The following is a 25991-nucleotide window of genomic DNA, read 5'->3' as shown; positions in this document are numbered from 1 at the left end:
GGTGCGCGACACGCGCACGGACTGCACGCCTTCTCGCGCGCGACCTCCGTCACTCGAAATCTGGCGCGCATGATCGACATCATGCGGTCGAGATAGCGTCAGCAATCCAATGACGGACGTTGAACGTATTTAGCTTCTACTGCGAACAAAGAGGATCTGTGATGGCCTATCTCGCGCCTTCAGAATTTGTCACCAAGATGGTCGATGCCGGAGAATCCAAAGTCTTCATGTCGACAAGAGACACTCTCATCCGGGCCTATATGGCCGGTGCCATCCTGGCGCTTGCCGCGTGGTTCGCCGTCACCATCACCGTGAACACCGGCCAGCCACTGGTCGGAGCGCTGCTGTTCCCGGTCGGGTTCTGCATATTGTATCTGTTGGGCTTCGACCTGTTGACCGGCGTATTCGTGCTGGTGCCGCTTGCGCTGATCGACAAGCGGCCTGGCGTCACACTGGGCGGCGTTCTCAGGAACTGGGGGCTCGTATTCGTCGGCAACTTTGGCGGCGCGTTCACGGTGGCTTTCCTGATGGCATTCGTGACCACCTACGGCTTCTCACAAGAGCCCGACAAGGTCGGCGCTGCTATCGGCCACGCCGGCGAGTCCCGAACGCTCGGTTATGCAGCACACGGCGCCGCCGGCATGGCGACGTTGTTCTTCCGCGGCGTGCTGTGCAACTGGATGGTTTCGACCGGGGTCGTCGGCGCCATGATCTCGACGACGGTGCCCGGCAAGGTGATCGCGATGTGGATGCCGATCCTGGTGTTCTTCTACATGGTCTTTGAGCATTCCGTGGTGAACATGTTCCTGTTTCCGTCGGGGCTGCTTCTGGGCGCGAAGTTCTCGTTCGTGGACTATCTCATCTGGAACGAGATCCCGACCGTGGTCGGCAATCTTGTCGGCGGTCTCGCGTTCACGGGACTGACCCTGTACACCACCCATATCAGGACCGCGCCGAAACGCGTGCCCGCCTGATCCGGCTTGCAGGAAGGAGCCCCGGCCGCAAGCCGGGGCTCCTTTCTGGCATCATCAATGTCGCGCGAATTGCAGATATCGGTCGGACAGCATTCTGATAAGGGTCGTAAAGAGACCAATCAGGATTTTTACGGCGTCCTGATTCCGGCCGAACCGCTATTGAGTCTGAAGGGCATCGCCGTCGCCCTCGCGGACGGCATCAGCAGCAGCACCGTCAGTTCGGTCGCCAGCGAGTCGGCGGTCAAAAGTTTCCTGACGGATTATTATTGCACGTCGGAATCCTGGTCGGTCAAAACCTCGGCGCAGCGTGTCGTCGCCGCGACGAACTCCTGGCTGCATTCCGAAACAAGGCGAAGCCAGTACCGCTACGACAAGGACAAGGGCTACGTCTGCACCCTGAGCGCGATAGTCATCAAGTCCACCACCGCGCACATTTTCCATGTCGGCGACTCGCGGATCTATCGCCTTTCCGGAAACACGCTTGAGCAACTGACCAACGATCACCGCGTCGTCATTTCATCCGAACAGAATTATCTCAGCCGCGCGCTGGGGATCAATCCGCAGATCGAGATCGATTATCAGGCGCTCCCGATCGAGAAGGGCGACGTATTCCTGCTCGCAACCGACGGCGCCTACGAATATGTCGGCGATCGCTTCGTTGCAAAGGTCATCCATGACAATGCCGGCGATCTGGATCGGGCCGCGAAACTCGTTGTCGAGCAGGCCTATCTTCAGGGCAGCACGGACAACCTGACCGTTCAGATCGTCCGCATCGATCAGTTGCCGCGCAGCGAGGCGAGCGAGGTTCTCGGGCAGACATCGGAGCTGCCGCCTCCGCCGCTTCTCGACGCGCGGATAGTTTTCGACGGCTACCGGATCGTCCGGCAAATCCATGCCAGCAGCCGAAGCCACATCTATCTCGCGGTCGACACCGAAACCGATGAACTCGTCAGCATCAAGATCCCCTCGATCGATCTGCGCGGTGATGCGGCCTATCTGAAGCGCTTCATGATGGAGGAGTGGATCGCCCGGCGCATCGACAGTCCTCATGTGCTGAAGCCCTGCCTGCAATCCAGAAAGCGCAACTATCTGTATGTCGTCACCGAATTCATCGACGGCCAGACGCTGACCCAATGGATGATCGACAATCCCAGGCCGGATGTCGAAACCGTGCGCGGCATCGTGGAGCAGATCGCCAAAGGCCTGCGCGCCTTTCACCGGATGGAAATGCTGCATCAGGATGTCAGGCCTGACAACATCATGATCGACAAGACCGGAACGGTGAAGATCATCGATTTCGGCTCGACCAAGGTCACCGGCGTTGTCGAAGCCACACCGCCCACAGGCGCCAGCGACATTCTGGGCACGGTGCAATACACTGCGCCGGAATACTTTCAGGGCGAAAGCGGCTCACCGCGTTCCGATCTGTTCTCGCTCGGCGTCATCACCTATCAGATGCTGACGGGAAAATTGCCTTACGGCGCACAGATCGCAAAGGCCCGGACCAAGTCGCATTACAGGAAACTGAAATACAATTCCGCGCTCGACGACAGCCGCGGAATCCCGATGTGGATTGATGAGACATTGAAGCGCGCCGTCCATCCGGACCCGCTCAAGCGCTATGAGGCACTGTCGGAATACACCTTCGACCTGCGCCATCCCAACGCACGCTACCTCAACGCATCCCCCACGCCGCTGATCGAACGCGATCCCCTGCTGTTCTGGAAATGCCTGTCCGCACTCCTCGCCGGCGTGATCGTGGTACTGCTCGCGTTTCTGCACGGCCGTTAAGCTTCTGCCCCCTTATCCGATGCGCCTTGCGCCTTCGCGAAACAGCACAGCGCCTTCCGGTGCGAACTGCATCGCAGTGAGAAAATCGTCGACGCAATAGCCCGGAAGCCGCTTGCGGATCGCGACCATCTGCGCGCGTCCCTCCTCAAGCCGGCCCGCCAGCGCCAGGCAATAGGCGGCAATCGCCAGGATGTGCGCATGCGCGTTCGGCCGCGCGGCTGCCTTCAAACCCCAGTCGGCCGCTTCATCAAATTGCCTGAGGCGCACCAGTGCCATCGCACGCGCGCCGAGCATGCCGAACAGCAACGGATCGAACGGACTGAGGTGACGCGAGTGGTCGGAAAATTTGACGGCCGCCTGCGGATCGCCGCCCTGCGAATGGACAAAAGCCAGCGTGTAATGCCCAAGCGCAAAATTCGGACTGAGGTCGATTGCCTGCTCCAGTTCGATCAGGGACTGGTCCTGCTGTCCGCGCAGCCAGAGCGCCCGGCCCATGGCCCAATGCGCGCCCGGGTCGCGATCGTCGGCCATCAGGCTCTGTCCTGCGGTGTCGAAGGCCCGGTCGACTTCCGGCTCGCGCGGGGCCCAGCCCTGAAACGCGCTCTGGAAATGCGCGAAGGACAGCCCGCCATAGGCCCGTGCGAAGGTGGGGTCGCGCTGCACCGCCATCTCGAAAAACTCCCGGGCGCGCTCGTTGTCGGCCTTGTTGAACCGGTAAACATGCCACAGCCCTCGATGATAGGCTTCCCACGCATCCAGCGAGTTCGGCGGCTTCAACATCGCCCGGTTGCGCTCGATCGTTTCGATCTCATGGGCAATGGATGCCACGATCCTGTTGCCGATTTCATCGAGCACGAGAAATGAATCGCTGATCCTCTGGTCGAAAACCTCGGTCCAGACAATGCGCGCGGAGCGCGTCTCGGCGAGTTCGACCGCGACGGTCATGCGCGTGCCCTGGCGCTGCAGCGAGCCGCTGACCACATAGTCCACGTTCAGCATTCGACCTGCTTCTTCCGGACCAACGTGCCGCTCGCTGAGTGCGAACACAGTGCCCTGCGCGATGATAAAGAGGCTGCGCAGCTTGGCGAGCCTCGTGATCAGATCGTGCGCGAGGCCTCCGGCCGCGCCACCCTGCGCGGGCCACGCAGCGTTGCGGTCGACAAACGGCATCACCGCAATGGAGGCACGGCGCGGTGACGCAATCGCGCTGTCCGCATCCGGCGGCGTCAATGCGAGCCCCGGCGAAAGATCGGCCGCGCGAACCTTCGCACCGTCGCCCCGCGCTTTCGCTGCCCGCCACATCTCGCGCACTGGCCCGTGATCGAGACCATCGGCCTCGAACATCCGTGCGGTTGACAACAAATGCTCGTCACCTTCGCGCAGCCTGCCGCGACGCGCGAATGCATCCAGCAGCATTTCGTGGACGCGCAGATCGAATGGCGCAAGCGCCAGCCACTTTTCCAGATAGCCGAAGATGTCGTCGCCGGTCTCTGCTCCGGCAAGGCGCTCCAGCAGGGCTGCGTGGCGGCCGCGAAACTGGCGGCGCTGTGCTGTAAGCCATGCATTGAAATCCGGATTACGATCGATCTCGAAGCCTTCGAGAAATTCTCCGACGTACAGCGAGGCCAGCGCTCGCAGCCGTTCGGGCGACAATTGCTGGATGCCCTGCTGGGTTGCGCGCGCGACCTCGATGGCATCGACAGAGCAATCGGCCAGATCGAGCGCGACGGTATCTTCCTGGGTTTCAACCCGTTGCCGGTCGGGCGTATCGACCACAAACCTCAGCTTGCTGAGGCACCAGCGCAGCTCTCCGCGCGGATCGTTCGGAACATCCCAGAGAAGTTCGCAAAGCTGGCTTCGCGGCACCGCGCGTGGCGCGAGCGCGAGATAAGCCAACAGCGCCCGCACCTTGCGCGACGTCGGCAGCGCCACCGGGGCGCCGCCCCGCTCAATCGCCAGTGGTCCGAGCAATTGCACATGCAAGGCCGGGCCGCCGGACCGATCCGATTCCACGCGCATTTCCACGCCGCGTACCACGCTCGTCTCCATGTGTGGCCGTTACGGCTGGGATCGATGGCAATGGCGCTTTATGGCGCCCGATCCAGCCCTACTCGCGCAGGCGAGACAACACATCCGAACGGAGAAGAACCATGCTCGATACCACCAATACCATCAGCAAAGTTCCCGTTGACTTTACGGCGGTCAAGGCCCGCCAGCAAGGCGCCTGGTCGTCCGGCGATTACGCCGTGGTCGGCACCACCCTTCAAATCGTCGGCGAGGAGCTGTGCGAAGCACTAGACCTCCGTGCTGGCCAGCGCGTGCTCGACGTCGCTGCCGGGAACGGCAACGTCACGCTTGCTGCCGCGCGCCGCTGGTGTGACGTCACCTCCACCGATTATGTGCCGGCCCTGCTCGAACGTGGCCAGGAACGCGCTCACGCCGAGCGGCTCAACATCACCTTTCGTGAGGCCGATGCCGAGGCGCTGCCGTTTCCGGACAAGAGTTTCGACGCGGTGGTCTCGACCTTTGGCGTGATGTTCACGCCGGATCACGACCGCGCCGCGGGCGAACTCATCCGCGCCTGCAAGTCCGGCGGCAAGATCGGTCTCGCCAACTGGACGCCGGAAGGCTTCATCGGCCAGCTTTTCAAGACCATCGGCAAACACCTGCCGCCGCCTCCCGGCGTGAAGTCACCGGCGCTCTGGGGCACCCGCGCACGTATCGACGAGATGTTTTCGGCTAACGCCTCATCCATCAAGGTGGCACAACGTCATTTCGTGTTTCGCTACCGTTCGACGGACCATTGGCTAGAGATCTTCAAAGGCTACTACGGACCTGTGCTCAAGGCGTTCGCTGCGCTCGAACCCGCCGCTCAATCGGCGCTCGAAAGCGACATCAGGGCGCTGCTCAGCCATTTCAACCGCTCAGGCGATGACGCCGTCATTATTCCCAGCGAGTATCTGGAGATCGTCTGCACGCGGCGCTGAAGCGAGCCAGCATCCCGTTTGATCGAAGATCACGATAAGGCCTCAAAAGAGTCGCGCGGTGAGCGTCACCGCACGATTCTGCCACCTCGGTTCCCCTGCCTCAGACTTTTCATCGTACCGCCTTGCTATGGTCAAAGCGCGATGCCTCCTGTTGCTGGCAGATGGCCGGATGCCCGCCGCGCATCGCACCTCGCACAATCACGGAGCGTCAATGCAACTCGAATTGCAACACGTAGACCCGCACGCCGATCCGCACGACGCCATTGTGGCACAGCTCCGCGAGCTGGCGCCGCGCATCGTGCATGATCCGTCCAAAGTCCATGCCCCGTCTGAGGTCAACGTCACGCCTGCGCCATCGCCGGAACCGGCCAGTGAGCCGCCGCTCCACACCGCGCCGCTGAACGATAACGTCGGCGACATCCTCAATCCGGCGCCACGCGGGAAGCTCGCTCGCGGTGTCGTGGGACTGATCGTCTGCGCAGGCATTGCCGCAGCTGCGGCCTGGCATTCCTACGGTGACGAAGCAAAGCAGCGGCTTTCTCACCTCGTGCCGCAGCTTCTCGCAGGCACGACCGCTCCGACGCAAAGCGCCGACGCCGCCGAGTCACAGGACACAACCTCTCAGATCACGGCATCTGAACCGGCTGCCGAATCGGCGCCCTCGCAAGACACCGCCGCAGCGGCACCGACACCCGCAGAGCCTGCAACAGCGGCTTCCACGCCGGCGGCGGAGACTCCTCCAACCCCGGCGGCGCTGACACCAGAACTTGCGCAGTCGATTGAAACCATGGCGCGCGAAATCGCGTCGTTGAAGCAAACGGTCGAGCAACTGCAGGCCGGCCAGCAGCAACTGAGCCGTGATGTCGCGAAAGCCGCAGAGCATGAAGTGCGCCGCAAGCCTGCCGCGAAGCCGGCCGCAGCACCGCGACCACAGCGGGCGTCAACATCCGCGCCGGCTCCCGCTCCTGCTACGCGTAGCGTCCAGCCCGCTTCAACCCAAGCCTATCCGCAAGGGCAGAGCTACCCGCAAAGCTATCCTCAGCGCGAAGCCTACATCCCGCCGGCACCACCACAACAATCTGCGCCCTCGCAGCTTCCGCCCCCGCCCGGCGACACGAGCGTTCCACGGCCGCCAATGCCACTGCGATAATCGCGGGTAATACATCCCTGATCGGTCAACGGTGCCAGGTCGGCACCGTTGAAGTATGCGCCGCAATCTCCGCAGATCGCGCCTAGCGAACGATCCTGTCGGCCCAGGATGAGACGGCCTCTCCAACTGTCTTCAAATGATCAGCCGCCGAGAACCCGGATATGCTTTTCCGCGGCTTGAGATCGTGATCGCCATCCTCCAGCCAGAGAATTTCAATCGCCTTCGACAGCGCGTACGATGAAACCTCTTCCCTCGAGCCAAACACATCTCGTGTCCCTTGCACGATGAGCGTTGGCGTTTCGAGTTCTGCAAGATGCTCGGTGCGCAACTGCTTGGGCTTCTCCGGCGGATGGAAAGGATAGCCAAGACAGAGAAGCCCCGCGATTCGCCGGGATGCATACAACTCGTCGGCGACCATGCTCGCGACGCGCCCGCCCATCGATTTTCCGCCGATGATGAGCGGCCCTTTGAGGTTCAGCGCATCAATCGCGGCGATGTATTCCGGGTTCAGCCGGTCCGCACGCGGCGGCGGCTTTCGGGAGGCCGATATCCGGCGCGCGGCCATGTAGTCAAACTCGAAGCGAGCGACGCGGAAACCGGCTTCCGCAAGCGCTTTCGCACTCGCTGTCATCGACACGGAATCCATCGCCCCGCCGGCACCATGCGCCAGAAGAATCGTCGTCCCGGCGTCTTCGGGTCCGTCGAATAGAAATCTCGTTGTCATCAAACACCGTTCGGGGAAGAAGATGGGAATTGCTGCAGATCGGATCACCGGCAAGGGAGGTTACCACGTCCCGACCCGCGCACCCAATCCCAGTAGAGCGATGGCGCGCGATGCCCTCAACCACCTGCATCCGTAACTCTGCCGCCGTCTAGGCGGTTGATTTTTTACCCTGCTGGCTTCTCAAGGTAACGATGAGGCACGCGAGACAAACCACCCAGATCGCGCCCTTCAGAATTATAGATCCAACATCCGTATGCGGATGATCCGGGCGAAATGTTTCATTTCGAAGCCATGCCTCAAGATGAGCGGCGAACGGAACGAACATGCCGCCTGTCGCGTAGGCCCACGCAACGGCCATGATCCTGGCTGCTGAATCATATCCTCTGGACCAGACCCAGGCGGCCCACAGCATCAAGGCTCCGCACAGATAATCCTCGATCATCGTGGTCGCATTGACTGACAAATAACCAATGCCCCGACGCGCGGTTTCCCCGACGAGAAAGACGAAAGCCATCACGTAGGTCAGATAATACACGACCTTCATCGCTGGTCCTCCCGTGCCATTGAATTTTCAGTACGATCACGATCGTCGCGACCAATGAAATCGCAAAACCCGTTCCGTTAAGGCAAGGGCTACCACTTGGTGCAGCCCTTCTCATATCGGAACTACTTCACCTCTTCGATTTCGCCGGGTCGCCAGGTCTTGTCGAACCACGGCTCAAGAGGGCCGTAAAGACGGAAGATCGTGAACCAGCTTTTGCCAGGAACCGAAGCAATCCAGTTCGCTTCCTTGCCCGCGGGCGCCTTCGGGCTGAAATAAAGATCGACGGAGCCGTCGGCATTCACCGCCATCTTATCACGCTTGTTATTCTTGCTCGGGAATGGCTGCGAAGTCTGCAACTCGGAGCGCGTCTGCGGATCGTAGAGTACCACCGACCAGAAGTCCTGCGCTGGCACATTCTTCGGGATATTCACCTTGTAGGTCTTCGCCCCGTCGAACGGGTTGCCTGCGGCATCGACGTAGGTCATCGCATACTGCGAGCCGCGGCCGATAATCTTGGCAGCCATCGCCGGCGTATTGACGGTCGCAAGATAGAAGAAATTTGTCCGTGCATCGTGATTGCGCCCGGATACGCCGTCGATATCCATCCAGCGGTAATCGCTGCCAACGAAACCGCTCTTCCACTGGCTGTTCGGATAAATAGCCGAGCGCGGATCGCGATTGCGGAATCCGATCGACCGCGCGGTGGCGTTTGCCACGGCGACGGATTCGGTCAGTGTCGCCTTCATGCGCGCATCGGGGGCAAATTTCTGACCCTTGCGGATGCCGATGGAAGCCGCGATTCCGCGAAGCTCGGGATCGAACAGCTCCATCGGCTCATTCTGAATGACGTGGTCGACTTCCTGAAAGAATTCGAAATTATTAGCATGAACGGTGTTGTAAGGCACCTTCGACGCATTGAAGAACTCCATCTTCGGTGGATTGCTCGCCTTGCTCAGCGAGTAAACCTTCAATCCCTCGCGGAACAGTTTCGACGCCGCATCTGGCTTGCCGTCCACGAGGAAGCCGCGCAACACCAGCAAGTTCACGTTCGACGGAGAGTGCGCGATGAAGTAATCGCCGCCATCCTTCTTGTCCTTTGGTAGCTCACCCTTATAGCTGGAAGGAACAATCAGATATTTTCCGCCTTGGCCCCGGTCCGGACCCGGAGCACCCATGTCAACGACGAAGCGAAAGAACGCATCGTCGACCGTGCCCGGGCCGGTGCCCGGCGGCACCTCGACAACGGTCGGCCCGTCGGCCTTAAGGTCCAGCGTCACAAGGCAGTAGACGGTGTCGGTGTTTCCGGTGAGCAGGAGAGGACTGGAATCGAGCAACTGGTCGAAAATGATTCCCTGGTTGCTTTTGACTGCGCCCAACTCGGCATTGCCCAAGCGGATGGCTTCGACGGAAGCGGCCGGGATGAAATTGAGGAAGACTTCGACGCCGCGGAGAAAATCGAGATGATCGTACACCTTCTGTGACGTCTCGACCGTCGGCACACCATCGACGAAATTGAGCGTTCCGATCCGCGTCTCAATCTTGTCCGGCGTAAGAATCTTGTCGGGAATCTTGTTGTTGAATCCCGGCGTGGGATTTTCGCCCGGCTTCGGGACTTGCGCATATGCGCAGGTGAGGCTCAGCGCGCTCGATATCGCGGCTGCGGCGAGCAGCTTCTTGCAGATGATTTCCATGACCATGTCCTTCCACTAAGGGTAGTCGCCAGACTTCACTGGTGTCGGCACTTCCAGGTGCCCGGGCTTCTGAGTCCGAGCAAAGTTACTGCTTGAGCTTGATGTTGTTCTCGGCTCTGTACACCTTGAAAACCACGTCGATGGCTTCGATGATTTTCTTGCCCGGATTCGCCTTGCAATGAACGATAAGTTCGTGCTCCAGCGCTTTCGCCCGGCCGACATTCATCATGTGCTTCTTGGCGAGGCCGTTGTACCAGCCGCTATACCAGGTGGTCAGATGGTCGGCGTCTTCCTGAAACGTGTTTGCCAGCTGGGCGCAGGTCAGCTTCTGGACGTCGATGAAACCGTTGCGATCAGCATAGGTTTTCAGTTCAACCTGCGCGTAGACAGGCGTTGCGAGCGCGACAATTGCCGAAGACAGAACCAGTGTTTTCTTGATCATAAAATAACTCCCATTTTAATGTGATTGAATATTCAGGTGACCGGCGTGAGTCTCATTCGTGCAACGCCGAGTGCGAGGTTGGCGCCGACCTGCCCCTCTATGGACAGCGGCTGCAGCGAGACGGATTTGCGTGTGCCGCCGACAAGCACATTCGCACCGACGCCCAAACCGACAGAGATGTCACCGCTTGCGCCGACAAATTCCCCTGCAAGCGCGCCCGTGGGAATGTTGGCCGTGGACGCCAGGACGGCCCAGGTCATCACGCCACCTGCCGTGATGCCGAGATCCAGACCGAGGCGGCCAATCGTGCCGGTGTAATTCTGGATTCGTCCGCTTGCCGATCTAAACTGGCAACGCAGTCGCTGACGCGAGCCGACGACCAGTCCGACGCTCGCGGATGTGCGGCAGGTCAGCACGCCCTGACGGATCGAGTGGCTTTGCGCCGAGGCCGGTATCGCAGCGCTCAAGGCCACAACGGTCGAAGCAAACAGAAGGCAAGCGGCTAGGCGCGTTCTCTGGGACATGAATATCTCCAACGCTTCGAAATGACTGATGAGATGACGGAGTGCGGCGCCGCCGCACTCCGAAGCAGCGTTCAGCGCCTGCCAACGCGATTGACAGGGCCGCCACGATTCATCGGCGTTCCTGGCCGTACGCCCACTCCCGGCGCACCGACGCCGGGGGTCACCACCGCTCGCGCGACCGGCCGCGGCCGCAGCACGACGCCTGGCCTTACGACGCATCCAACCGGATACGCAACGTATTGGCAGTAGACCACGGCGCTGGCCTGCTCACTGCTGGCCATCACAAAGCCAGCTGTCAGCAGCGCCGACAGTGCTATCGAGAGCTTCATCTTGCCTCCTCCAGTTGTGTCCTGTTTGATTTTCCGACGGACTCACCGGCAAACGGTGGCGATCCGTCCATAGGCATCCACCACCTGAGCGCATCTGGGTACGACCGCAGGCGCGACGACGACCGGCGCCGCATAATAAGTTCCTGCCGCGACGGCTCCCGCCGCCACTGCACCACCCACCACGGCGCGGCGTGTCGTGCGTCGCGCGACCCCGGCGTAACTCATTGGCGTCAGCGGGCGGCCGATCCTCGCATCAGCTGATGATACGAGCGACGCCTGCGTAGTCAGCGGCGAATGTCCGCTCCAGAGCATGGCGGCACCGCCGAGAATGGTCGCAACGGAGAGACGAATGAGAGTTGTTGATGCGCGCGTCATTTCCTTGCTCCTGCCTGCGTGATGCCCTGCGGCACTTCGTCGATGTCCGAAAGTTCGTTGATTGCGATCTTCTTGGCTGACTGATCGGGCTTGAACACGAATGCGTCGGCCGGCACATCGTTCTTCCAATCCTTGATGCGCAGGGTGTATTGCGGCGCTTCGGCGACCGCCTTGCTGGTGATCACATACTTGCGCGGGATCGGCCGGGCTCCCGACTCGATCCAGATCTGCCAGTCGGTATCGACATTGCGGAACGCCAGATGATCGCACTCGACGCCATCGATGACGCCCTTGCCGATCACAGCGCCGTCGATGACATCCGCCATCATGACGTCGAAGACATTCGACAGCAGAAGATCGGCGCCCGGCGCCGTAACCCCATGCCTTTCACGCAGCACGTCGATCAGCTGATCAGCCGTACCCGGCGCGTCGACCTGCGTGTATTCCTTGTTGTCCTTGTTGTTGATGCTGAACGTCTTGCCATCGAACACGATCTCGATGTCCCGGTACCCGCCCGTGCGCGTGGCGCGCAGCTTGTCCGGCCGGCTCAACTGGACCTGGCCTGAGCTGGTGAACTGGATTTTCTGCAAGTTGGACGTGATCACTTCGACATCGGAATCGAATGTGACCGAAATCGCCTTTTGACTGGCCACATAGTCGGACATCGCCTTGAGCAGCTTGTCGGCGTCGTTGCCCTGGGCACCGGCTGAAGATATCGACAACATAACCAGCAGCGCGCCTGCCACGATCCCCGGCCGCCGCAGCGCACAATTCGCTGCTCCCCTCGCGGCCTCTTTCATTCGCTTCATCGCTCTCTCCTTCGGTTATTGAAACGGTCTAAACCCACAAACCCGGCTCATTGAGACCTCACCTGACGTTGAGGCAATGGAAAGCGGTTAAAACGCTTACGCCGACGGGGCGCAGCCTAACATCGCAGCCGCGGCCGAGTCTGTGCGGCTTTGCTACGTGATTTCGATGTCGAACAGGTGTCGCTGTCACGGCGCGCCATCCCCGGTGCAATGGGTCATTAGTGGTGACCTTCTTTCTCCGTAGCGGAGCGGGTCACCTGCAATCCACACGACATCTCACGAAGGCTGAAAGGACTATCCAGATTCTGCAAAATCCCGCCCGGACTATCCGCTTTCTGCAAAACCTCATGCTAGGCTGCCGGGGTTGCACGGGGTGGACCACTTATGACGACGCTTGATGAATCATCGTCACGACTTCAGTTCGTCGAAGGCCACTTCGACAACATCGATGCCATGGCGGCGAGCCCACTGGCTTGGGATCTGGAATACGAGCAGATCGGACGCGGTCGCTTTCAGGGTCATCTAAGCCAGCTCATGCTGGATCGCATGCAATTGGGACGTGTCGTCTGGTCGCCCGGCGTGTTGCAGCGAGGAGCCGCCCCGCCCGGCACGTGGATGTTCGGCCTTCCGCTTGTTTCGGAAGGCTCCCTGCACATCAGGCGCCGACCCGTACATCCCGGCGAACTTCTGGCGGCGACATCGCGCGATGATGTCGGCTTCACCTCCACCGGATTGGCTGACGTCATGGTCGTGGTGCTGCCCACTCCGCTGATCGATCGATGGGTTCAGGCGCGGCGGGGGAGCGACACCTTTGACGTCGATCTTCCTTCGCCACGCTGGCAGGTGTCTGTTGCCGAGATGACCCTGCGTGCAGGTGAGTTGCACCGGTTGCTGCAAACGCTGACGGCGCAACCATGTGATTTTGGTCAACGCGGTCTTTCAGCGGTCGAATCGAAGATCTTCGACGTTATTCTCGACATGATCCCGTCGGCTGAAGTTATCGAACCGTTGCACAGCCGCGCGCGGATTGCGCGGGAGGTCCTCCAAATATTGAAGGAACGACTGGACGATCCACCCAGCATTACGGATCTGTGCGTCGCAGTCAGCGCCAGAGAGCGGACGCTTCACTTGAGCTGCGTCGAGGCTTTCGGCCGGCCACCGGCCTCCCTCCTCGCCGAGTTGCGGCTGAACGCAGCGCATCGCGCGCTGCTCCATCCCAGCAAAACGACCAGCGTCACCGCAGTGGCGACGCATTATGGCTTTACGCATTTCGGACGCTTCGCAGCGGCCTACCGCCAGCGGTTCGGAGAACTGCCATCCACTACGTTTGCCCGCGCGAGGCAATAGAGAGAGACGAAGCCTCAGCGGCTGGCAACTGCGCCGAACGAATCGAACTTGTAACTCAGGCAGCCGACAACGGTATCCAGCTTGGTCTTGTCGTCGACCGATGTGAGAGACGTGTCCGCGCCGGTGACGTAAAGGTATTTAACCTTCGCGGACCAGTTCGGCGCAAACTTCGTTTCCACGCCTGCCCCGACCTTCCATCCCGGACGGAAGCGCCTACGGCTTCATCTTGATGCCAAGCGTCGCGCGCATGTCCTTAAACACGACAGCAATGGCTTCGATGATGAGCTTGTCTGGATTTGCCTTGCAGTACTGGATCACCTCATGCTCCGCTATCTTTCCCTTCCTGAGATCCATGTGGTGCTTCTTGGCCAAGCCGTTGTACCAACCACTGTACCAGGCTGTCAGGGCGTCCGCGTCTTCCTGGTAAGTACCCGCAAGTTGGGCGCATGTCAGCTTTTGAACATCAATGAAGCCGTTGCTGTCGACATAGGCCGAAAGCGGCGTCTGGGCGAGAGCGCTGGGGCTCGCAATTGTCGTAGCAACCGCAAAAAGATAGCGATACCGCATTCTAAATCCTCTATCTCGCGTCTTGTTCGGCTTGAGTGTTCCGCGACAGACGCGCTTTGCTCAAGGGACCCATCGCAGTTGAAGCGCTGACAGGCCCAGCGTGACATTCAGCGCTACCGAACCCTCGACGGAAAGTGGCTGCAGCGCGAAGCTTCTATTTGATCCGCCGACCAGAACGTTTGCCCCGACACCAATCCCCAACGCCACGTCACCGCTTGCACCAACATAGTTGCCAGCCAGAGCGCCGGCAGGAACGCCAGCGGTAGGCGCCAGAACGCCCCACGCCAAAGCGCCGCCACCGACTACCCCAATATCAATTCCCACCGTGTTGAGGGCGCCTTCGTAAAGTTGTGGGGGAGCAGGCATGGATGGCACAAAGCGGCACTCCATCGACTGATGGCCAACGATAATGAATCCAATGCTCGGGTTAAGCTTGCAGGTGAGCATACCCGTCTGGGTCCATCCCGGCGTCTGGGCTGAAGCAGGACCGGCAAGCGCAACCAACGCTGCACAAAGAGCCAACGCCTTAGGATTCATAATAACGTCCCGCCCTCATCTTCTATTTCAAAATCGATAATTGATGCCGCCACGGAAGGTGTTGAGCTTGTCAGTGCTTGCGCCTGTACCGATCACCTGCGTGTAAAGATATTCACCCTTCACGGACCAGTTAGGTGTGAAGCCATATTCCATGCCCACGCCTGCAGCGATTCCAGGGTGCCAGGCGGAGGCTGCGCAATTCGGGAACACACCGAGTGTACCGCACGGCGCGCCAGCAATTGAGGTGCCATTGACGCTCGATTTCACAAATGCCGCACCGCCGGTCACGTAGAACAGCGTATTATTCATAGCGACGCCGACGCGTGCTCTTGCCGTTCCAACGGCGCTGATGTTGGATGCGATATTGAGCGTAATACCCTGCCCGATGCCAGCGATAGCCGGATTTGAGATGCCGTTGCCCTTGATGTTAGCCCAATCAAGATCGCCCTCAAGGCCGAGCACCACATATCCCTGCTGGATTTGGGCACCCACGGTGCCGCCGAACATCCCGCCACTGACATTGAAGCTGCTACGGTCGAACCTGTTAGAGAAGAGCGTCAACGGATCTTGCGTGCCCCAGCCGTAACCGCCGTTTACACCGACATAAAGGCCGGTCCAATTATAGACTTGGGCCACCACGGGTGCCCCCTTATAGGCTTGCGTGGGAAGGTCTGCGGCAAAGGCGCAGACAGAACTGACGGCAGCAAATGCCGCCCCAATGATAAGTTTCTTCATGTTAGATTCTCCGATCTTGTAATCTGCAAAATGCATCAGCGGGATTGCTCCAAGTGCCGTCAAACCCGTTTGATGCCAGGCGGCTGCCAGGTACCCTTGCCGACCGGTAGAATTGAAGGCGCTTCTGTTTTCGGCCAATAAAGTCGCATGGCTGTGTAAATCGGGCCGTTCGGCGCCGGCAGCCAGTTCGATTCCTTGTCCGCCCCCGGCGACTTGTGCTGGATATAGAGCGTCAGCGACCCGTCCGCGTTCTTCTTCATGGTCGGGAGCATCGGCGAATTGATCAGATAGCGGTTGATCGGATTCTCGATCAAAAGCTGCGTCTTGCCATCGTACATCGTCACCGACCAGAAGGCGTTGACCGGCGGCAATTGGCCGGCCGGGAAGGTCAGCATGTAGTTGTGCTGGCTGCCGTCGAGCGGCTTGCCTTCCGAATCGAATTTTCCGAGCGGATAGGTCGCTTCCACAGAATCGTTTCCATAGATGCCCGCCTTGGCGCCCGCGGCGCGTTTCAGCCATTCGCCATTGAAGGATGCAGCGTCGCCAAAGAGAGAACTGATCCGCCATCCGTTGGCCGACACGCCCGCCTTGTCGACGGCCTCGTCGATCTTTCGTTCTCCTTGCTTCATTCCGATGAGAATCTCGGCCTTGTGCGCAAGCGGGAGATCCTTGAAGTTAAAGGTCTTTCCTGCGCCCACACCAATGCGCGCAAGCTTCGCGCGAATATCCTTCTCGTTCTCCAGCGCCGGCGCGAACTGCAAGCAGAAATCGAGATACTCGAAGAAGTTCGTCTTCACGAGTTCCTTGTCGATCTTCGGAAAGTTCACGACCGGCGAAGCGGTTGGCGCCGGCTGCTTCCGATAGGCGGAAAGCGGCTGCGCCTTATAGCCAGCCTGCACTTTCGTCACGTTGCCAATGTCGCCCGGATCGAAAAGCTGAGTGCGGTAGAGTGCGAGAGAGAACTGCGTGCTCGACCGGAACACCTTCTTGACTCCCGCCGGAGTTTCTCCCTTCCACTCCGGCCCGACAATCATATAGTCGCCGGCATCGTTCCCAGTGGCGCGCCTGCCGATATATCCGTAATTGTATGTGTTGCCATCGATAAGCTGGATGGAATAGTAGCGCTTTGGGTCCACAGCCGGAACTGAAAGCACCATTGGTTCCGCTCTCAGGTCCATCCACACAACCGAATAAGGCGTGTCGCTGTTCGGCGAAACGACGGCGGTGTCTTTATAGGTGTAAACGTTGGACTCGTTCTTGATCTGATTGAACGGCGCCTTGAATTGTCCGGAGCCGCGATCGACGGCGTATTCGTACATGATGCCGTAGTTCATCACGATCGGCAGGCCGTAGATGAATCCGGCTTCGGCGATGTCCTTGGCCTCGATGATGCCGGGGTAGCCCTGCGCCATCAGAAGGCTGGGCCTGGCAATCGCGGCGCCTGCGGCGATCACCGCGGTGGAGCGAAGTAATTCTCGCTTCGTCAACATTTGCCGTACTCCTTAGTAGCAAGGTGGATAGGGGTAGTAGCCGCAGCGCGGCGCGTAATAAGGATAGGCGACAGCGGCCGCTCCAACAGCCGCGGCCCCGGCAACCGCAGCGCCGCGATAGTAAGCGCCGCGCCATGCCGTTCTGCGGGCAACACCGGCAAACGACATCGGCGTAAACGGGCGGCCAATGATATCGATAAAGACCGACGCCGGACCATCGGACCCCGTCAGGTCGCCTTCGAGCACATCAACATCGAAAGTCAGCTTGTCGCCTTCGAGCTTCGGTGATTTCAGCACAACCACGGCGTCGACAACAGCCGATCCGTCCTTCTTGAACCCGGAAACTGTTGCGTTCGGCGGGTCTTTTGCGAAATTGTCGCTTCCGTTGCCCCAGTCCTCAACGATCCGCGCCGTCAGATCATGCCCAGCAGACCGCACCGGGCGATCCGCAAACACGATTGCATTCGGGGAAATTCCGGCCAGAACAAGCTTTCCGTCCTTCAGACTGACTCCCTTGGAGTTCAGAACAAACAACGACGGAACGACCTCAGGCTTCGCCTTTCCGATGGATTTCTCCAATGGCACGTGCGGCTTCGACTCGGCCGCCGATTGAGCGGAAACGCCTGTCGGCACACATGCCATACCAGCAACTGCAACGGAGAAAATGGCAGCACGTAGTATCGTCATTGGTTCACCTTTCCGGGAGCGCCGAGAGTGCTTCTCATCCCCCTATTTCACAACGATCAGGGCGGAGGTCTTGCCATTTCGCGCCAATGGCCACGACCCGCCAAAATTTTGCGGCCGGATCGCGAAGCTTTGAAATCGTTGTGACAAAAGGGTCAAAAAAATCGCGCCAATTGTAGGCGACCCGCCACTCCCAAAACCTTACAGGTAGGCGGTGTAGGAGTGGATCCAGAGCACGATGCGGGCAATCAGTCCGATGGGTCCCGCGTTCTCGGCGAACACCGTCGCCGTGCCCGATGTACCAAGACGCAAGGTTGAGCGGTCCGCATTCGCTGGAATCGAAATCACCGCGGGATACGCACTCGTGCCGCCGATTGAACCGACACGAGCAAGCGTGCCTGATACCGCGATCTGACCCTGCCCTACGCCTTCCGGAATCTCCGTGATCCTGGCCTCATAGATGCGTCCCGGGTCACTGTCTAAAACAAGCTCCACCCGCGCGCCGGGCTTGATCGTGCGAAAGCCGTTCTGTGCAAACACACCGATAATGGAGGTGTCAGACTCGACGATAAAGGACATCGCCGCACGCGCCTGCAGAGCGCGGGCGCCAACCGCGAGCGCCACGACACTTGCGTAGCCGTCCGACGGCGCCCTGACAGTCGTCTGCTCAAGCTCCCATTTCGCATCATCGAGCTGCGCGCGAGTCTGCAGCACGGTCGTGTTGACACCGCCGATGGAAGAGTCGAACGAGACCTTCGCACTCTGCTGTTGCGCCTTTGCGGACTGCAACTGGGCATTCGCAGCATCGAGCTGCTCGCGCGTATCCTGTTCACGAAACGCCGTGACGGCTCCGGTATTTGTCAAGGTGGCAATGTCATTCAATCTCTTTTCGTGAAACGCAGCCTGCTTTTCGAGACCCGCTACATTCGCGCTGGCCTGATCGAAATTCGCCTTCAGCACTTCAGCCTGATGCTGCGCAGCTACCAATGCGGCTTCAAGTTGAAGAACCTTGTATCGAAACGGCGTCGGGTCAATTTCGAACAAAACCGCGCCCGCCTTTACTGGCACGTTCGGTTTAACAGGGATCGCAACCACCTCGCCGCTGACGTTGGGCGTCACTTCCACCACGCGGGATACGATTACAACGCGCCCGGTTGGGGTGAGATAATTCAGCATCGCCATGAAGACGGCGAGAATGAAAATACCTGCGAGGCCCGCGACGATTCCGGACGACCAGGTGAGGCGCATCAATTTGAATTTTGAAAAGACCAGCCAGACAAGGAGAAGGTAGCTGACGAGAATGACGAACATCGTTTGTCCTGTCGCAGGGTGGCAGGCTGACGCTAAGGCCCTTCCGTCAGCGCCGTTAAAGCGCTACTTTTTCCCCTGTCGGGGAATTGCAACGGTATTCCCGCTTGGCAAGGAAGGCGTCTTGCCATTTCGCGCCAATCGTGACGGCTTGTCCTGATTTCCTGCATCCGGCTCTTTCCTGAGCCTGGACCTGTTATTTCCTTGAACAGTTCGCAGCCGCCGATAGATGCCAGGCTGTATTTTTGTCAAACGCATGAAAACACGGCTGAAGCTGCTCGCTCCCGCATAGCCGAGGCGCAGGGCGATCTCCGATATGCGCTCGTTGGATTGAAGCAGCAGGTGGCAGGCCGTATCGAGGCGCACTTCCGCGACCATGTCACTGTAGCTGGTGCCCATCCCGGCAAGATGGCGCTGCAACGAGCGCGGGCTCAGCCCCAGTTGGAGCGCTGTACGTTGAATGGCTGCGTCACCATGATACAGCGAGGCAGCAATCGCCGCACGCACTGAGTACAGGGTAGGTGCATGAACAGGCTTCATGGGACCGAAGACATGTGGTGAAGACCGCCGTAACGCCTCGTCTAGCCTCCGCTTTTGCTGGAGCATGAGTGGAGAATCATGAGTGGTCTTGCCATAAGCCGCCAAGCTGAGACCCTAAGGGGCGCGCCGGCTCCCGGGCCACCCAGACCTTTTCCCATCCGCCTCCCAATGCATCAGGCAGCATTTACAATTTACAATACGCGCCAACTGGGAACTGATAAGCTTTCGGCAGTTCAGCCAAATCCGATTTCGAAACGGGGAAAATCGCCCAAACTCATACTCTGCATAAGAGCCAGAAAATGACTGCATTTCATTTGATTCGTTGCCAGTTCCTGATTCCTTTCGCTGATGTTTGTGACGAGATCGGCGCTCCAACGGAAGCGCTGTTGAGCAAGCTCCGCCTTCCAGTTTCTTTGGAGGAAAAGGCTAATCACTATATCCCAATCCTGCTGGCTGTACGTTTCGCCGAGACCGCACAGCGATCGCAGGGCATCACAGATATAGGATTCCAGGCTGCGCGGCGGCTGCAATTCTGTCACCTGAGCGAAAGACTGCGCACCGCAATCCGCTTTTCGCCGACACTCTTTGTTGCCTTACAGCAATTGTGCAAATGGGCGTCTTTTGAAGACACGGCCTTGGGTGCGTGGCTGGAGCGCGACGACAATCGTGTGAGAATTTGCACCAAACTCGCGGGGACATCCAACGTGCCGCATCCTGAGCATTCGCATTGGCTTCAGAATGTTATGTCGATGCATGTCGTAAGGCAATTTGCTGGCCCCGACTGGGTTCCGGCGACGATGGCCTTCGAGGGCCGCTATGAACCGAGCCCTGAAACCCGGTCGGTCTGGGGGAATACTCGCTTCATGTCGAATCAAAGCGCCTCGTGGATCGATGTTCCCGTATCAATGCTGGATCTCCCCAACCTCGCAAGCGAGACGCCGGCCTCACATGACGATGAGGCTGGGCCAGACGGTCACGAAATCGTCTCAGCAATCAAATTGATGTTGCCCTCCTATCTGGACGATAAAATTCCAACCGTCGCGGAAATCGCAGAAATGGCAGGCATCAGCATCAGAAGTTTTCAACGAAAACTTTCAAACGCTGGCGTTTCCTATTCCGACCTTCTTGACAGAGTCCGGTTTGAAAACGCCTCCAAACTTCTGCGCGGCACTGACGCCAAGATCATCGATGTCGCTTTTTCCTCCGGCTACACCGACCCTGCCCATTTCACGCGTGCTTTCCGACGATTTACCGGGGTAACGCCGAGAGAGTTTCGCGGCAAATGGAAGTCGCAATTAGTGACGCCCCAGTGATATGCACGCCCGCGTTAAGGGAGCGCCGGCTCCCAAGCCAATCCAGACCCCTCCCCCCAGCATTTACAATTTTACAGTACGCGCCAACTGGGAACTGATAAGCTTTCGGCAGTTCAGGCAAACCGCACTTCGCGACGGGGAAACCGCCCAAACTTAAATTCTGCACGAGAGCCAGAGAAATGCCCGCACTTCCTTTGACTCGTTGCCAATTTCTCATTCCTTTCGTTGACATTTGTGACGAGATCGGCGCTCCCACGGAGGCGCTGCTCAGCAAGCTCCGCCTCCCAGGCTCTTTGGAAGAGAAAGCTGATCACTATATCCCAAACCAACTGGCTCTACGCTTCGCCGAGATAGCACAGCGATCGCAGGGCATTACGGATATCGGATTCCAGGCTGCTCGGCGGCTGCAATTCCGTCACCTGAGCGAAAAACTACGCGCCGTCATCTGCTTTTCGCCGACGCTCTTTGTTGCCTTACAGCAATTTTGTAAATGGGTTCCTCTTGAAGACACGAATGTGAATGCGTGGCTGGAGCATGACGCCGATCGCGTGAGGATTTGCAAGTCTGCGGAAATGCCCTACTTGCCGCATCTTGAGAATGAGCAGTGGCTTCAGAATATTATGTCGATACATGTTGTAAGACAATTTGCTGGCCCCGACTGGGTCCCGGCGACGATGGCCTTCGGGGTCCGCTATGAACCGAGCCCTGAAACCCGGTCGGTCTGGAAGAATACTCGCTTCATATCAAATCAAAGCGCCTCGTGGATCGATGTTCCCATATCAATCCTGGATCTCCCCAACCTCGCAAGCGAGACCCCGGCAACCTCACATGACGATGAGGCTAGGCCATCCGGCCACGAAATCGTCGCAGCAATCAAATTGATGCTGCCCTCCTACCTGGACGATAAAATTCCAACCGTCGCGGAAGTCGCAGAAATGGCAGGCATCAGCATCAGAAGCTTTCAACGAAAACTTTCAAACTCAGGCGTTTCCTATTCCGACCTTCTTGACAGAGTCCGGTTTGAAAACGCCTCCAAGCTTCTGCGCGGCACGGATGCCAAGATCATCGATGTCGCTTTTTCCTCAGGCTACACCGACCCTGCCCATTTCACGCGTGCCTTTCGACGATTTACCGGGGTGACGCCGAGAGAGTTTCGCGGCAAATCGAAATCGCAATTGGTGCTGTCCCAGTAATATGAACGTTCGCTTTCGATTGGCGCATAATGGCAATTTTCGGCACCGTCTGTCCGCTATAGGAGTCCGAGCGTCAGGTCTCGTCCTGGCGCCGCATGCAAATTTAAGATCTGACATTTGCGAACCGACGGCTTGATGGCGCCATATGGATGTTCTGAATGCGACCCCGTGGGGCACGGACTGGGCCTGGAGCCTGCCGCTGATCCTGTTCAATGTTATTATTCACGTCTTCGGTCTTGCATTGATCTTTGACGCATTCACCCTGCTCGTGCGGAAAGAAAAGATACGTCATCGGTTTGTGATCCAGTTCGCCAAAGTCATGAGCGTTTCCATACTGCTGATCGTCGCTCTGCATGGACTGGAGGCCGTCACCTGGGCCCTCGCCTATCTTTCTCTGGGCGCACTCCCGGACAGCAAGTCGGCGATGCTCTACTCGCTTGGTGCGATGACCGGTTTCGAGGCCGGGGACGTTTCCTTGCCGCCCAACTGGCAGATGATGGGAGTCCTTCAATCACTCGCCGGACTGCTTCTGTTCGGCCTGACCACGGCATTCTTGTTCGCCATGTTTCAAGCGGTGTGGCCATCGCAAAAGCAACCGATGATCGGCAACCCGTAGCGCGACACGAACCCAGTCGTCAGGGGCGACACAAATTTGGATGCTCGTACCAGCACGCCCACGGAATCCCTTTCGCCGAGCACGCCAGCATAGCCCTCTGCAAAAGATTCCGTCGACGTTCTCAGGCAGTTTGCCAGGCTGAAGCCGGTGCAAAAAGGGTCGGCGACACGCTCGAACAATTCTTGGCAGTCCGGATTGCGGAGCTTCCGATGGAGATCCCTCCGGCAGGCTATGTGAGATCGCAGGTCCGCTCGGGTCGACCGTTGGATACCGCCGATGGCGGAGACCGCCTTGCAGTTGTTTGACCCGATCGGTTCTCGGCGCGACGATCTTCCGTGCTTCGCCGTCGTTCTATGGCTCACGTCGGCAGGAGACAGCAGCGTTATGCTGTTCGGCCCGGATGACACTCCACCGAACAGCAATGGGGCGATGCAAAAAGCAGAAGGTAAGAACCGAGATCACCGATTTGACCGAGCACTACACGGAGCACCGATTTTTCAAATCAGAGTTGTTCGACGAAGTACTTTGATCGAAGTAGCTGCGGCCCTGAAGGGCGTCGAGCCTTGTGGTACACTCGGTAACAGCGAGCAGCTACAATGCCTGAAATCATTGATAAATGGCGCGCCAGTCAGAATAAAACTACGAACTCTTATGTAATTGAAATAACAACACAATCCGAAATGATCCGCCAATGGCAGAACATCCCCTTCGCTTGCCCGTGTAGCGGCGAAATCGGGGTCAGGACCAGTCCGATACGTGCGTCAGGTTCGAAATTTTCGCGATTAGAGAACTCCAATGAGACAGATCACCGCGCTCACAACTATCGGCGCCTCCTTGGGAAGATGAGCACAGGCGCAGATCAGTACCGATGATTAAGGCATGAGCCGCAAGCGTCGCGGATAACGAGCCGTCGTACCTCGATCACGGAACTTTATGCGGTATGGTTCGTTCTAGTACTCAGAAGCAAACTGTCCGCAATAATTTGCGCCAAGCGAAGCGCCGAAAATTCTTTGCGGGGCGAGCATTCCGTCGAGGGGAGAAGCTTCCCATGATGGATCGTTCTGTCATCGTCGGTAATCGACTGTTGGCAGCGCTGCCGCCAGCGGACTTTCGCTTGCTCGCCCCTCACCTTCAGAAAGTACCGCTTGAACAAGACGTGGTGTTGCTGCAGTCGGGAGATCGGATTGAACAGGTCTATTTTCCCCTCAGCGGGGCGATTGCGTTCATGCTCGACATGCCGAGCGGGCAAACAGTAGCAACCGGCCTCATTGGGCATGAGGGAGCCGCGGGCATCCTGTCAGTTCTGGGACCCTCCCGATCTTCCGTTACGGCGGTTGTACGCGTGGCCGGCATCGCATCGCGGATTCCCGCATCACGATTTCATACAGCCTTCACCCATAGTGCCGCCATCAGGCATGCGGTCCAGACCCACACGACGGCGCTGCTGGTGCAGTTCCAGCACCTGGCCGCCTGCAATGCGCTGCACCCTGTTGATGCACGCATGGCCCGATGGTTGCTCCACATCCACGATCGAATTGATAGCAACGTCATTCCGCTGACGCAGGAGGCGCTTTCGCAGTTGCTCGGGGTCCGGCGAACGACAGTGACGCTGGTTGTACGCAAGCTCCGGGCGTCTGGTGCTGTCCGATCTGACCGGCGAGGCTTGATTGAGATCGACAGGCCCCGGCTCGAAGAAGCGGCATGCGAATGCTACGAGATCATGCGCCGCAAATTTGATCGGATTTTTCCGCAGGAAACAACGAAGCCTCGCATCAACGGTGAGCCGGCACGCGAAACGCCCGGCGCGGCAGGATGAAGCGCAGCAGTACGCGAGCACACAGGGCAAATAGCCGGCGAGCGAAATGACCATTAGCGGAGTTGCCGAAAAGCTAGGGTTCCTTGAGGGTTGCGCGCGGTGGATGTGGCCGCGACCGAGCCCTAGATGATCGGAATTGTCCTCTTCTGCCGGTGGTGCGCGATGTCGAACACTGCTGTGGGCGCTTGATCTGCAAAGCCAAGGCGGCGGCTGGCGACTCGACGGCGCCGAAATCCATCTGCGTAACGCGGTGAGCCATATAGCGGGGTCCTGCCTGACTTCGGCCAGCGCCATACCCTCCTCGTCTCCGGCGTGCCGTGTGGCGACCCCATCGTCCGCGCGACCTAACTTGGCTCGTAGACCCAAGCTTCCTTGGCGAACCATTCGTGATTGGTCTGGCAGATTGAGCAATGGGTGCGCGCGACGAATACCACACTGCATCGAAAGCTTTCGCGATCCGCTTTAATGCCCGTCGGAATCGCGCGTCCCGTTTGAGGACATTTGATCATGACCATACCCACGTTGGCCTCCTTGTTTTCTTCTTCGTATTTTCCTTCTCAGTAAATGCTAGGTCGCCAGCCGGTTGGACTGCATCTTCCACCAGCGGATGGAGATCACTCCAACCGTCCAGGCGACCTCTGTGTAAGTTTGATTCAGATGACTTTCTGTAGGACCCTGGCGACGCTCTTCTTGATCGGCTCGGCACTCTCGACCGCGACTTTCTGAGCGAGGTCCCAAAGCTCCTTGTTCTGCGCGGATGTCACGTCGAAGCTCTTGCGTGCTTGAGCAGCCGAAAGCTGCATGATTTCCGTCGGCGACTTCGTGCCCATGAGATTGGTGAGAAAATCGAAAGCGGAGGCGGTGTTGGCGCCCGATATCTCGATAACTTTGGCCCCGTAGTCCGCCATGCCGTTTGCGTTGATCGAATAGGTCTCTCGGAGAACGTCAGCCATTTCTTCCGAGGCTGCCTTCATCTTCTCGCAGTTTACCTTCACCCGCCCGGCGCTCTGCTCGGCGACCCCGAGGAAGACCCCCGGCATTGCCCTTTTCAATAATTCGAAAAACGGCATCTCGAAGCCTCGCTTCTCGTCGGCATCGATGCTGGCATTTGTCGGATTAGTTTTCATTTCGACTTTCATATTGCTACCATTCACTGGACTTCACCCTTTCAAACGAAACTACAACCAACAACATCCAGACTTGCGTCCGACTGTTCCTGACCAGGGTATGTGACTAAAGTCGGAGGCGTCCGTTCGGTTTTCGACTCTCGCATCGAAATTTTCTCATTGGCGCGCTGAGTGGTCCCCGTCAGGGCTTTTAGTCGACTGCGCCCAAAGTGGTGCTCGCATATCCGCGGTGGTGACCGATGAGGCAGGCATACGTTCGCAAGCTCATCCTCTCACAATGCTTGGTCTAAAAGTCACGTCAGGGCCCGGCCTGCCTGATTGCGAGCGCGCCATTTGCCATTATCTATAGTTTCTTCGTCGCTCGTTTTGTAGCTGGCT

At 58.8% G+C, this 25991-nt stretch carries 28 protein-coding genes; 10 read left to right on the top strand and 18 right to left on the bottom strand.

Annotated elements, in window-relative coordinates:
* Positions 1–161: 161 nt before the first annotated feature.
* Both YH63_RS09710 and YH63_RS09705 read left to right on the top strand, forming a co-directional pair.
* The gene (locus YH63_RS09710; RefSeq protein ID WP_046827783.1) at positions 162–974 is read left to right on the top strand and encodes a formate/nitrite transporter family protein; all 813 of its coding nucleotides are present in this window, start codon (positions 162–164) and stop codon (positions 972–974) included.
* Between the two features lie 57 nt (positions 975–1031).
* A complete protein-coding gene (locus YH63_RS09705; protein ID WP_046827784.1) occupies positions 1032–2765 on the top strand; it encodes a bifunctional protein-serine/threonine kinase/phosphatase in 1734 nt (577 codons plus the stop codon).
* A 12-nt stretch (positions 2766–2777) separates the two neighbouring features.
* On the opposite strand, the gene YH63_RS09700 is transcribed toward YH63_RS09705, so the two are convergent.
* The gene (locus YH63_RS09700) at positions 2778–4814 is read right to left on the bottom strand and encodes a transcriptional regulator (protein ID WP_046827785.1); all 2037 of its coding nucleotides are present in this window, start codon (positions 4812–4814) and stop codon (positions 2778–2780) included.
* Positions 4815–4915: 101 nt separating this feature from the next.
* Here YH63_RS09700 and YH63_RS09695 point away from each other — a divergent pair, with 101 nt between their 5' ends.
* Both YH63_RS09695 and YH63_RS09690 read left to right on the top strand, forming a co-directional pair.
* Positions 4916–5752, top strand: coding sequence for a class I SAM-dependent methyltransferase (locus YH63_RS09695; protein WP_046827786.1), 837 nt, complete (start codon positions 4916–4918; stop codon positions 5750–5752).
* 211 nt (positions 5753–5963) lie between these two features.
* The gene (locus YH63_RS09690) at positions 5964–6902 is read left to right on the top strand and encodes a hypothetical protein (protein ID WP_046829622.1); all 939 of its coding nucleotides are present in this window, start codon (positions 5964–5966) and stop codon (positions 6900–6902) included.
* Between the two features lie 82 nt (positions 6903–6984).
* On the opposite strand, the gene YH63_RS09685 is transcribed toward YH63_RS09690, so the two are convergent.
* From YH63_RS09685 to YH63_RS09650, 8 genes are all read right to left on the bottom strand, one after another.
* The gene (locus tag YH63_RS09685; RefSeq protein WP_046827787.1) at positions 6985–7626 is read right to left on the bottom strand and encodes an alpha/beta hydrolase family protein; all 642 of its coding nucleotides are present in this window, start codon (positions 7624–7626) and stop codon (positions 6985–6987) included.
* Between the two features lie 148 nt (positions 7627–7774).
* The gene (locus YH63_RS09680; protein WP_046827788.1) at positions 7775–8170 is read right to left on the bottom strand and encodes a hypothetical protein; all 396 of its coding nucleotides are present in this window, start codon (positions 8168–8170) and stop codon (positions 7775–7777) included.
* A 122-nt stretch (positions 8171–8292) separates the two neighbouring features.
* Positions 8293–9861, bottom strand: a complete 1569-nt coding sequence (locus YH63_RS09675; protein WP_046827789.1) for a DUF1254 domain-containing protein — start codon at positions 9859–9861, stop codon at positions 8293–8295.
* 85 nt (positions 9862–9946) lie between these two features.
* Positions 9947–10303, bottom strand: a complete 357-nt coding sequence (locus YH63_RS09670) for an HdeA/HdeB family chaperone (RefSeq protein ID WP_046827790.1) — start codon at positions 10301–10303, stop codon at positions 9947–9949.
* A gap of 32 nt (positions 10304–10335) precedes the next feature.
* On the bottom strand, positions 10336–10827 hold the full coding sequence (locus YH63_RS09665) for a DUF992 domain-containing protein (RefSeq protein WP_046827791.1): 492 nt from the start codon (positions 10825–10827) through the stop codon (positions 10336–10338).
* Positions 10828–10898: 71 nt separating this feature from the next.
* On the bottom strand, positions 10899–11156 hold the full coding sequence (locus YH63_RS09660; RefSeq protein ID WP_137325171.1) for a hypothetical protein: 258 nt from the start codon (positions 11154–11156) through the stop codon (positions 10899–10901).
* A gap of 42 nt (positions 11157–11198) precedes the next feature.
* Positions 11199–11468 (bottom strand): hypothetical protein, encoded by a 270-nt coding sequence (locus YH63_RS09655; protein ID WP_083992708.1) that lies wholly within the window; start codon positions 11466–11468, stop codon positions 11199–11201.
* Between the two features lie 59 nt (positions 11469–11527).
* Complete coding sequence (locus YH63_RS09650) at positions 11528–12340, bottom strand: DUF2092 domain-containing protein (protein ID WP_246658038.1); 813 nt, start codon at positions 12338–12340, stop codon at positions 11528–11530.
* A 384-nt stretch (positions 12341–12724) separates the two neighbouring features.
* On the opposite strand from YH63_RS09650, the gene YH63_RS09645 reads away from it, so the two are divergent.
* Positions 12725–13687, top strand: a complete 963-nt coding sequence (locus tag YH63_RS09645; protein WP_046827793.1) for a helix-turn-helix domain-containing protein — start codon at positions 12725–12727, stop codon at positions 13685–13687.
* A 14-nt stretch (positions 13688–13701) separates the two neighbouring features.
* Here the strand turns inward: YH63_RS09645 and YH63_RS21605 are convergent, their stop codons facing one another.
* From YH63_RS21605 to YH63_RS09610, 8 genes are all read right to left on the bottom strand, one after another.
* Positions 13702–13866: a hypothetical protein gene (locus YH63_RS21605; protein ID WP_170978678.1), complete on the bottom strand. Its 165-nt coding sequence runs from the start codon at positions 13864–13866 to the stop codon at positions 13702–13704.
* 34 nt (positions 13867–13900) lie between these two features.
* The gene (locus YH63_RS09640) at positions 13901–14254 is read right to left on the bottom strand and encodes an HdeA/HdeB family chaperone (RefSeq protein WP_046827794.1); all 354 of its coding nucleotides are present in this window, start codon (positions 14252–14254) and stop codon (positions 13901–13903) included.
* A 60-nt stretch (positions 14255–14314) separates the two neighbouring features.
* Positions 14315–14791 carry a DUF992 domain-containing protein gene (locus YH63_RS09635; protein ID WP_046827795.1) on the bottom strand — a complete coding sequence of 159 codons (477 nt, stop codon included), beginning with the start codon at positions 14789–14791 and terminating at the stop codon, positions 14315–14317.
* Between the two features lie 27 nt (positions 14792–14818).
* Positions 14819–15526, bottom strand: a complete 708-nt coding sequence (locus YH63_RS09630; protein ID WP_170978677.1) for an outer membrane protein — start codon at positions 15524–15526, stop codon at positions 14819–14821.
* A 59-nt stretch (positions 15527–15585) separates the two neighbouring features.
* Positions 15586–17016, bottom strand: a complete 1431-nt coding sequence (locus YH63_RS09625; protein WP_046827797.1) for a DUF1254 domain-containing protein — start codon at positions 17014–17016, stop codon at positions 15586–15588.
* 12 nt (positions 17017–17028) lie between these two features.
* Positions 17029–17703, bottom strand: a complete 675-nt coding sequence (locus YH63_RS09620) for a hypothetical protein (RefSeq protein WP_246658037.1) — start codon at positions 17701–17703, stop codon at positions 17029–17031.
* Positions 17704–17901: 198 nt separating this feature from the next.
* Positions 17902–19011: an HlyD family secretion protein gene (locus YH63_RS09615; RefSeq protein WP_046827798.1), complete on the bottom strand. Its 1110-nt coding sequence runs from the start codon at positions 19009–19011 to the stop codon at positions 17902–17904.
* A 63-nt stretch (positions 19012–19074) separates the two neighbouring features.
* Positions 19075–19548 (bottom strand): helix-turn-helix domain-containing protein, encoded by a 474-nt coding sequence (locus YH63_RS09610; RefSeq protein WP_170978676.1) that lies wholly within the window; start codon positions 19546–19548, stop codon positions 19075–19077.
* Between the two features lie 299 nt (positions 19549–19847).
* On the opposite strand from YH63_RS09610, the gene YH63_RS09605 reads away from it, so the two are divergent.
* The 5 genes from YH63_RS09605 to YH63_RS09585 all read left to right on the top strand — a co-directional run bounded on the left by YH63_RS09605 (position 19848) and on the right by YH63_RS09585 (position 24486).
* Positions 19848–20861 (top strand): AraC family transcriptional regulator, encoded by a 1014-nt coding sequence (locus tag YH63_RS09605; protein ID WP_083992590.1) that lies wholly within the window; start codon positions 19848–19850, stop codon positions 20859–20861.
* A 179-nt stretch (positions 20862–21040) separates the two neighbouring features.
* Positions 21041–22054 carry an AraC family transcriptional regulator gene (locus YH63_RS09600; protein ID WP_046827799.1) on the top strand — a complete coding sequence of 338 codons (1014 nt, stop codon included), beginning with the start codon at positions 21041–21043 and terminating at the stop codon, positions 22052–22054.
* Positions 22055–22199: 145 nt separating this feature from the next.
* Positions 22200–22670 (top strand): hypothetical protein, encoded by a 471-nt coding sequence (locus YH63_RS09595; protein ID WP_046827800.1) that lies wholly within the window; start codon positions 22200–22202, stop codon positions 22668–22670.
* A 276-nt stretch (positions 22671–22946) separates the two neighbouring features.
* Positions 22947–23327 (top strand): hypothetical protein, encoded by a 381-nt coding sequence (locus tag YH63_RS09590; protein WP_137325170.1) that lies wholly within the window; start codon positions 22947–22949, stop codon positions 23325–23327.
* A gap of 391 nt (positions 23328–23718) precedes the next feature.
* Positions 23719–24486, top strand: coding sequence for a Crp/Fnr family transcriptional regulator (locus tag YH63_RS09585; RefSeq protein ID WP_083992591.1), 768 nt, complete (start codon positions 23719–23721; stop codon positions 24484–24486).
* A gap of 653 nt (positions 24487–25139) precedes the next feature.
* Here YH63_RS09585 and YH63_RS09580 read toward each other — a convergent pair.
* Entirely contained in the window at positions 25140–25556 is a 417-nt protein-coding gene (locus YH63_RS09580) for a phasin family protein (RefSeq protein WP_246658036.1), read from the bottom strand.
* Positions 25557–25991: the final 435 nt, after the last annotated feature.

The organism is Afipia massiliensis (genome assembly GCF_001006325.2).
Classification (GTDB): domain Bacteria; phylum Pseudomonadota; class Alphaproteobacteria; order Rhizobiales; family Xanthobacteraceae; genus Afipia; species Afipia massiliensis_A.
The sequence above is the reverse complement of the archived record's forward strand: the minus strand, read 5'-3'. Positions and strand labels throughout refer to the sequence as shown.

Coding starts and splice junctions, on each gene's coding strand:
- YH63_RS09710 (WP_046827783.1), top strand. CDS start 162: ATGGCCTATCTCGCGCCTTCAGAATTTGTCACCAAGATGGTCGATGCC.
- YH63_RS09705 (WP_046827784.1), top strand. CDS start 1,032: ATGTCGCGCGAATTGCAGATATCGGTCGGACAGCATTCTGATAAGGGT.
- YH63_RS09700 (WP_046827785.1), bottom strand. CDS start 4,814: ATGGAGACGAGCGTGGTACGCGGCGTGGAAATGCGCGTGGAATCGGAT.
- YH63_RS09695 (WP_046827786.1), top strand. CDS start 4,916: ATGCTCGATACCACCAATACCATCAGCAAAGTTCCCGTTGACTTTACG.
- YH63_RS09690 (WP_046829622.1), top strand. CDS start 5,964: ATGCAACTCGAATTGCAACACGTAGACCCGCACGCCGATCCGCACGAC.
- YH63_RS09685 (WP_046827787.1), bottom strand. CDS start 7,626: ATGACAACGAGATTTCTATTCGACGGACCCGAAGACGCCGGGACGACG.
- YH63_RS09680 (WP_046827788.1), bottom strand. CDS start 8,170: ATGAAGGTCGTGTATTATCTGACCTACGTGATGGCTTTCGTCTTTCTC.
- YH63_RS09675 (WP_046827789.1), bottom strand. CDS start 9,861: ATGGAAATCATCTGCAAGAAGCTGCTCGCCGCAGCCGCGATATCGAGC.
- YH63_RS09670 (WP_046827790.1), bottom strand. CDS start 10,303: ATGATCAAGAAAACACTGGTTCTGTCTTCGGCAATTGTCGCGCTCGCA.
- YH63_RS09665 (WP_046827791.1), bottom strand. CDS start 10,827: ATGTCCCAGAGAACGCGCCTAGCCGCTTGCCTTCTGTTTGCTTCGACC.
- YH63_RS09660 (WP_137325171.1), bottom strand. CDS start 11,156: ATGAAGCTCTCGATAGCACTGTCGGCGCTGCTGACAGCTGGCTTTGTG.
- YH63_RS09655 (WP_083992708.1), bottom strand. CDS start 11,468: ATGCTCTGGAGCGGACATTCGCCGCTGACTACGCAGGCGTCGCTCGTA.
- YH63_RS09650 (WP_246658038.1), bottom strand. CDS start 12,340: ATGAAGCGAATGAAAGAGGCCGCGAGGGGAGCAGCGAATTGTGCGCTG.
- YH63_RS09645 (WP_046827793.1), top strand. CDS start 12,725: ATGACGACGCTTGATGAATCATCGTCACGACTTCAGTTCGTCGAAGGC.
- YH63_RS09640 (WP_046827794.1), bottom strand. CDS start 14,254: ATGCGGTATCGCTATCTTTTTGCGGTTGCTACGACAATTGCGAGCCCC.
- YH63_RS09635 (WP_046827795.1), bottom strand. CDS start 14,791: ATGAATCCTAAGGCGTTGGCTCTTTGTGCAGCGTTGGTTGCGCTTGCC.
- YH63_RS09630 (WP_170978677.1), bottom strand. CDS start 15,526: ATGAAGAAACTTATCATTGGGGCGGCATTTGCTGCCGTCAGTTCTGTC.
- YH63_RS09625 (WP_046827797.1), bottom strand. CDS start 17,016: ATGTTGACGAAGCGAGAATTACTTCGCTCCACCGCGGTGATCGCCGCA.
- YH63_RS09620 (WP_246658037.1), bottom strand. CDS start 17,703: ATGACGATACTACGTGCTGCCATTTTCTCCGTTGCAGTTGCTGGTATG.
- YH63_RS09615 (WP_046827798.1), bottom strand. CDS start 19,011: ATGTTCGTCATTCTCGTCAGCTACCTTCTCCTTGTCTGGCTGGTCTTT.
- YH63_RS09610 (WP_170978676.1), bottom strand. CDS start 19,548: ATGAAGCCTGTTCATGCACCTACCCTGTACTCAGTGCGTGCGGCGATT.
- YH63_RS09605 (WP_083992590.1), top strand. CDS start 19,848: ATGACTGCATTTCATTTGATTCGTTGCCAGTTCCTGATTCCTTTCGCT.
- YH63_RS09600 (WP_046827799.1), top strand. CDS start 21,041: ATGCCCGCACTTCCTTTGACTCGTTGCCAATTTCTCATTCCTTTCGTT.
- YH63_RS09595 (WP_046827800.1), top strand. CDS start 22,200: ATGGATGTTCTGAATGCGACCCCGTGGGGCACGGACTGGGCCTGGAGC.
- YH63_RS09590 (WP_137325170.1), top strand. CDS start 22,947: ATGGCGGAGACCGCCTTGCAGTTGTTTGACCCGATCGGTTCTCGGCGC.
- YH63_RS09585 (WP_083992591.1), top strand. CDS start 23,719: ATGATGGATCGTTCTGTCATCGTCGGTAATCGACTGTTGGCAGCGCTG.
- YH63_RS09580 (WP_246658036.1), bottom strand. CDS start 25,556: ATGCCGTTTTTCGAATTATTGAAAAGGGCAATGCCGGGGGTCTTCCTC.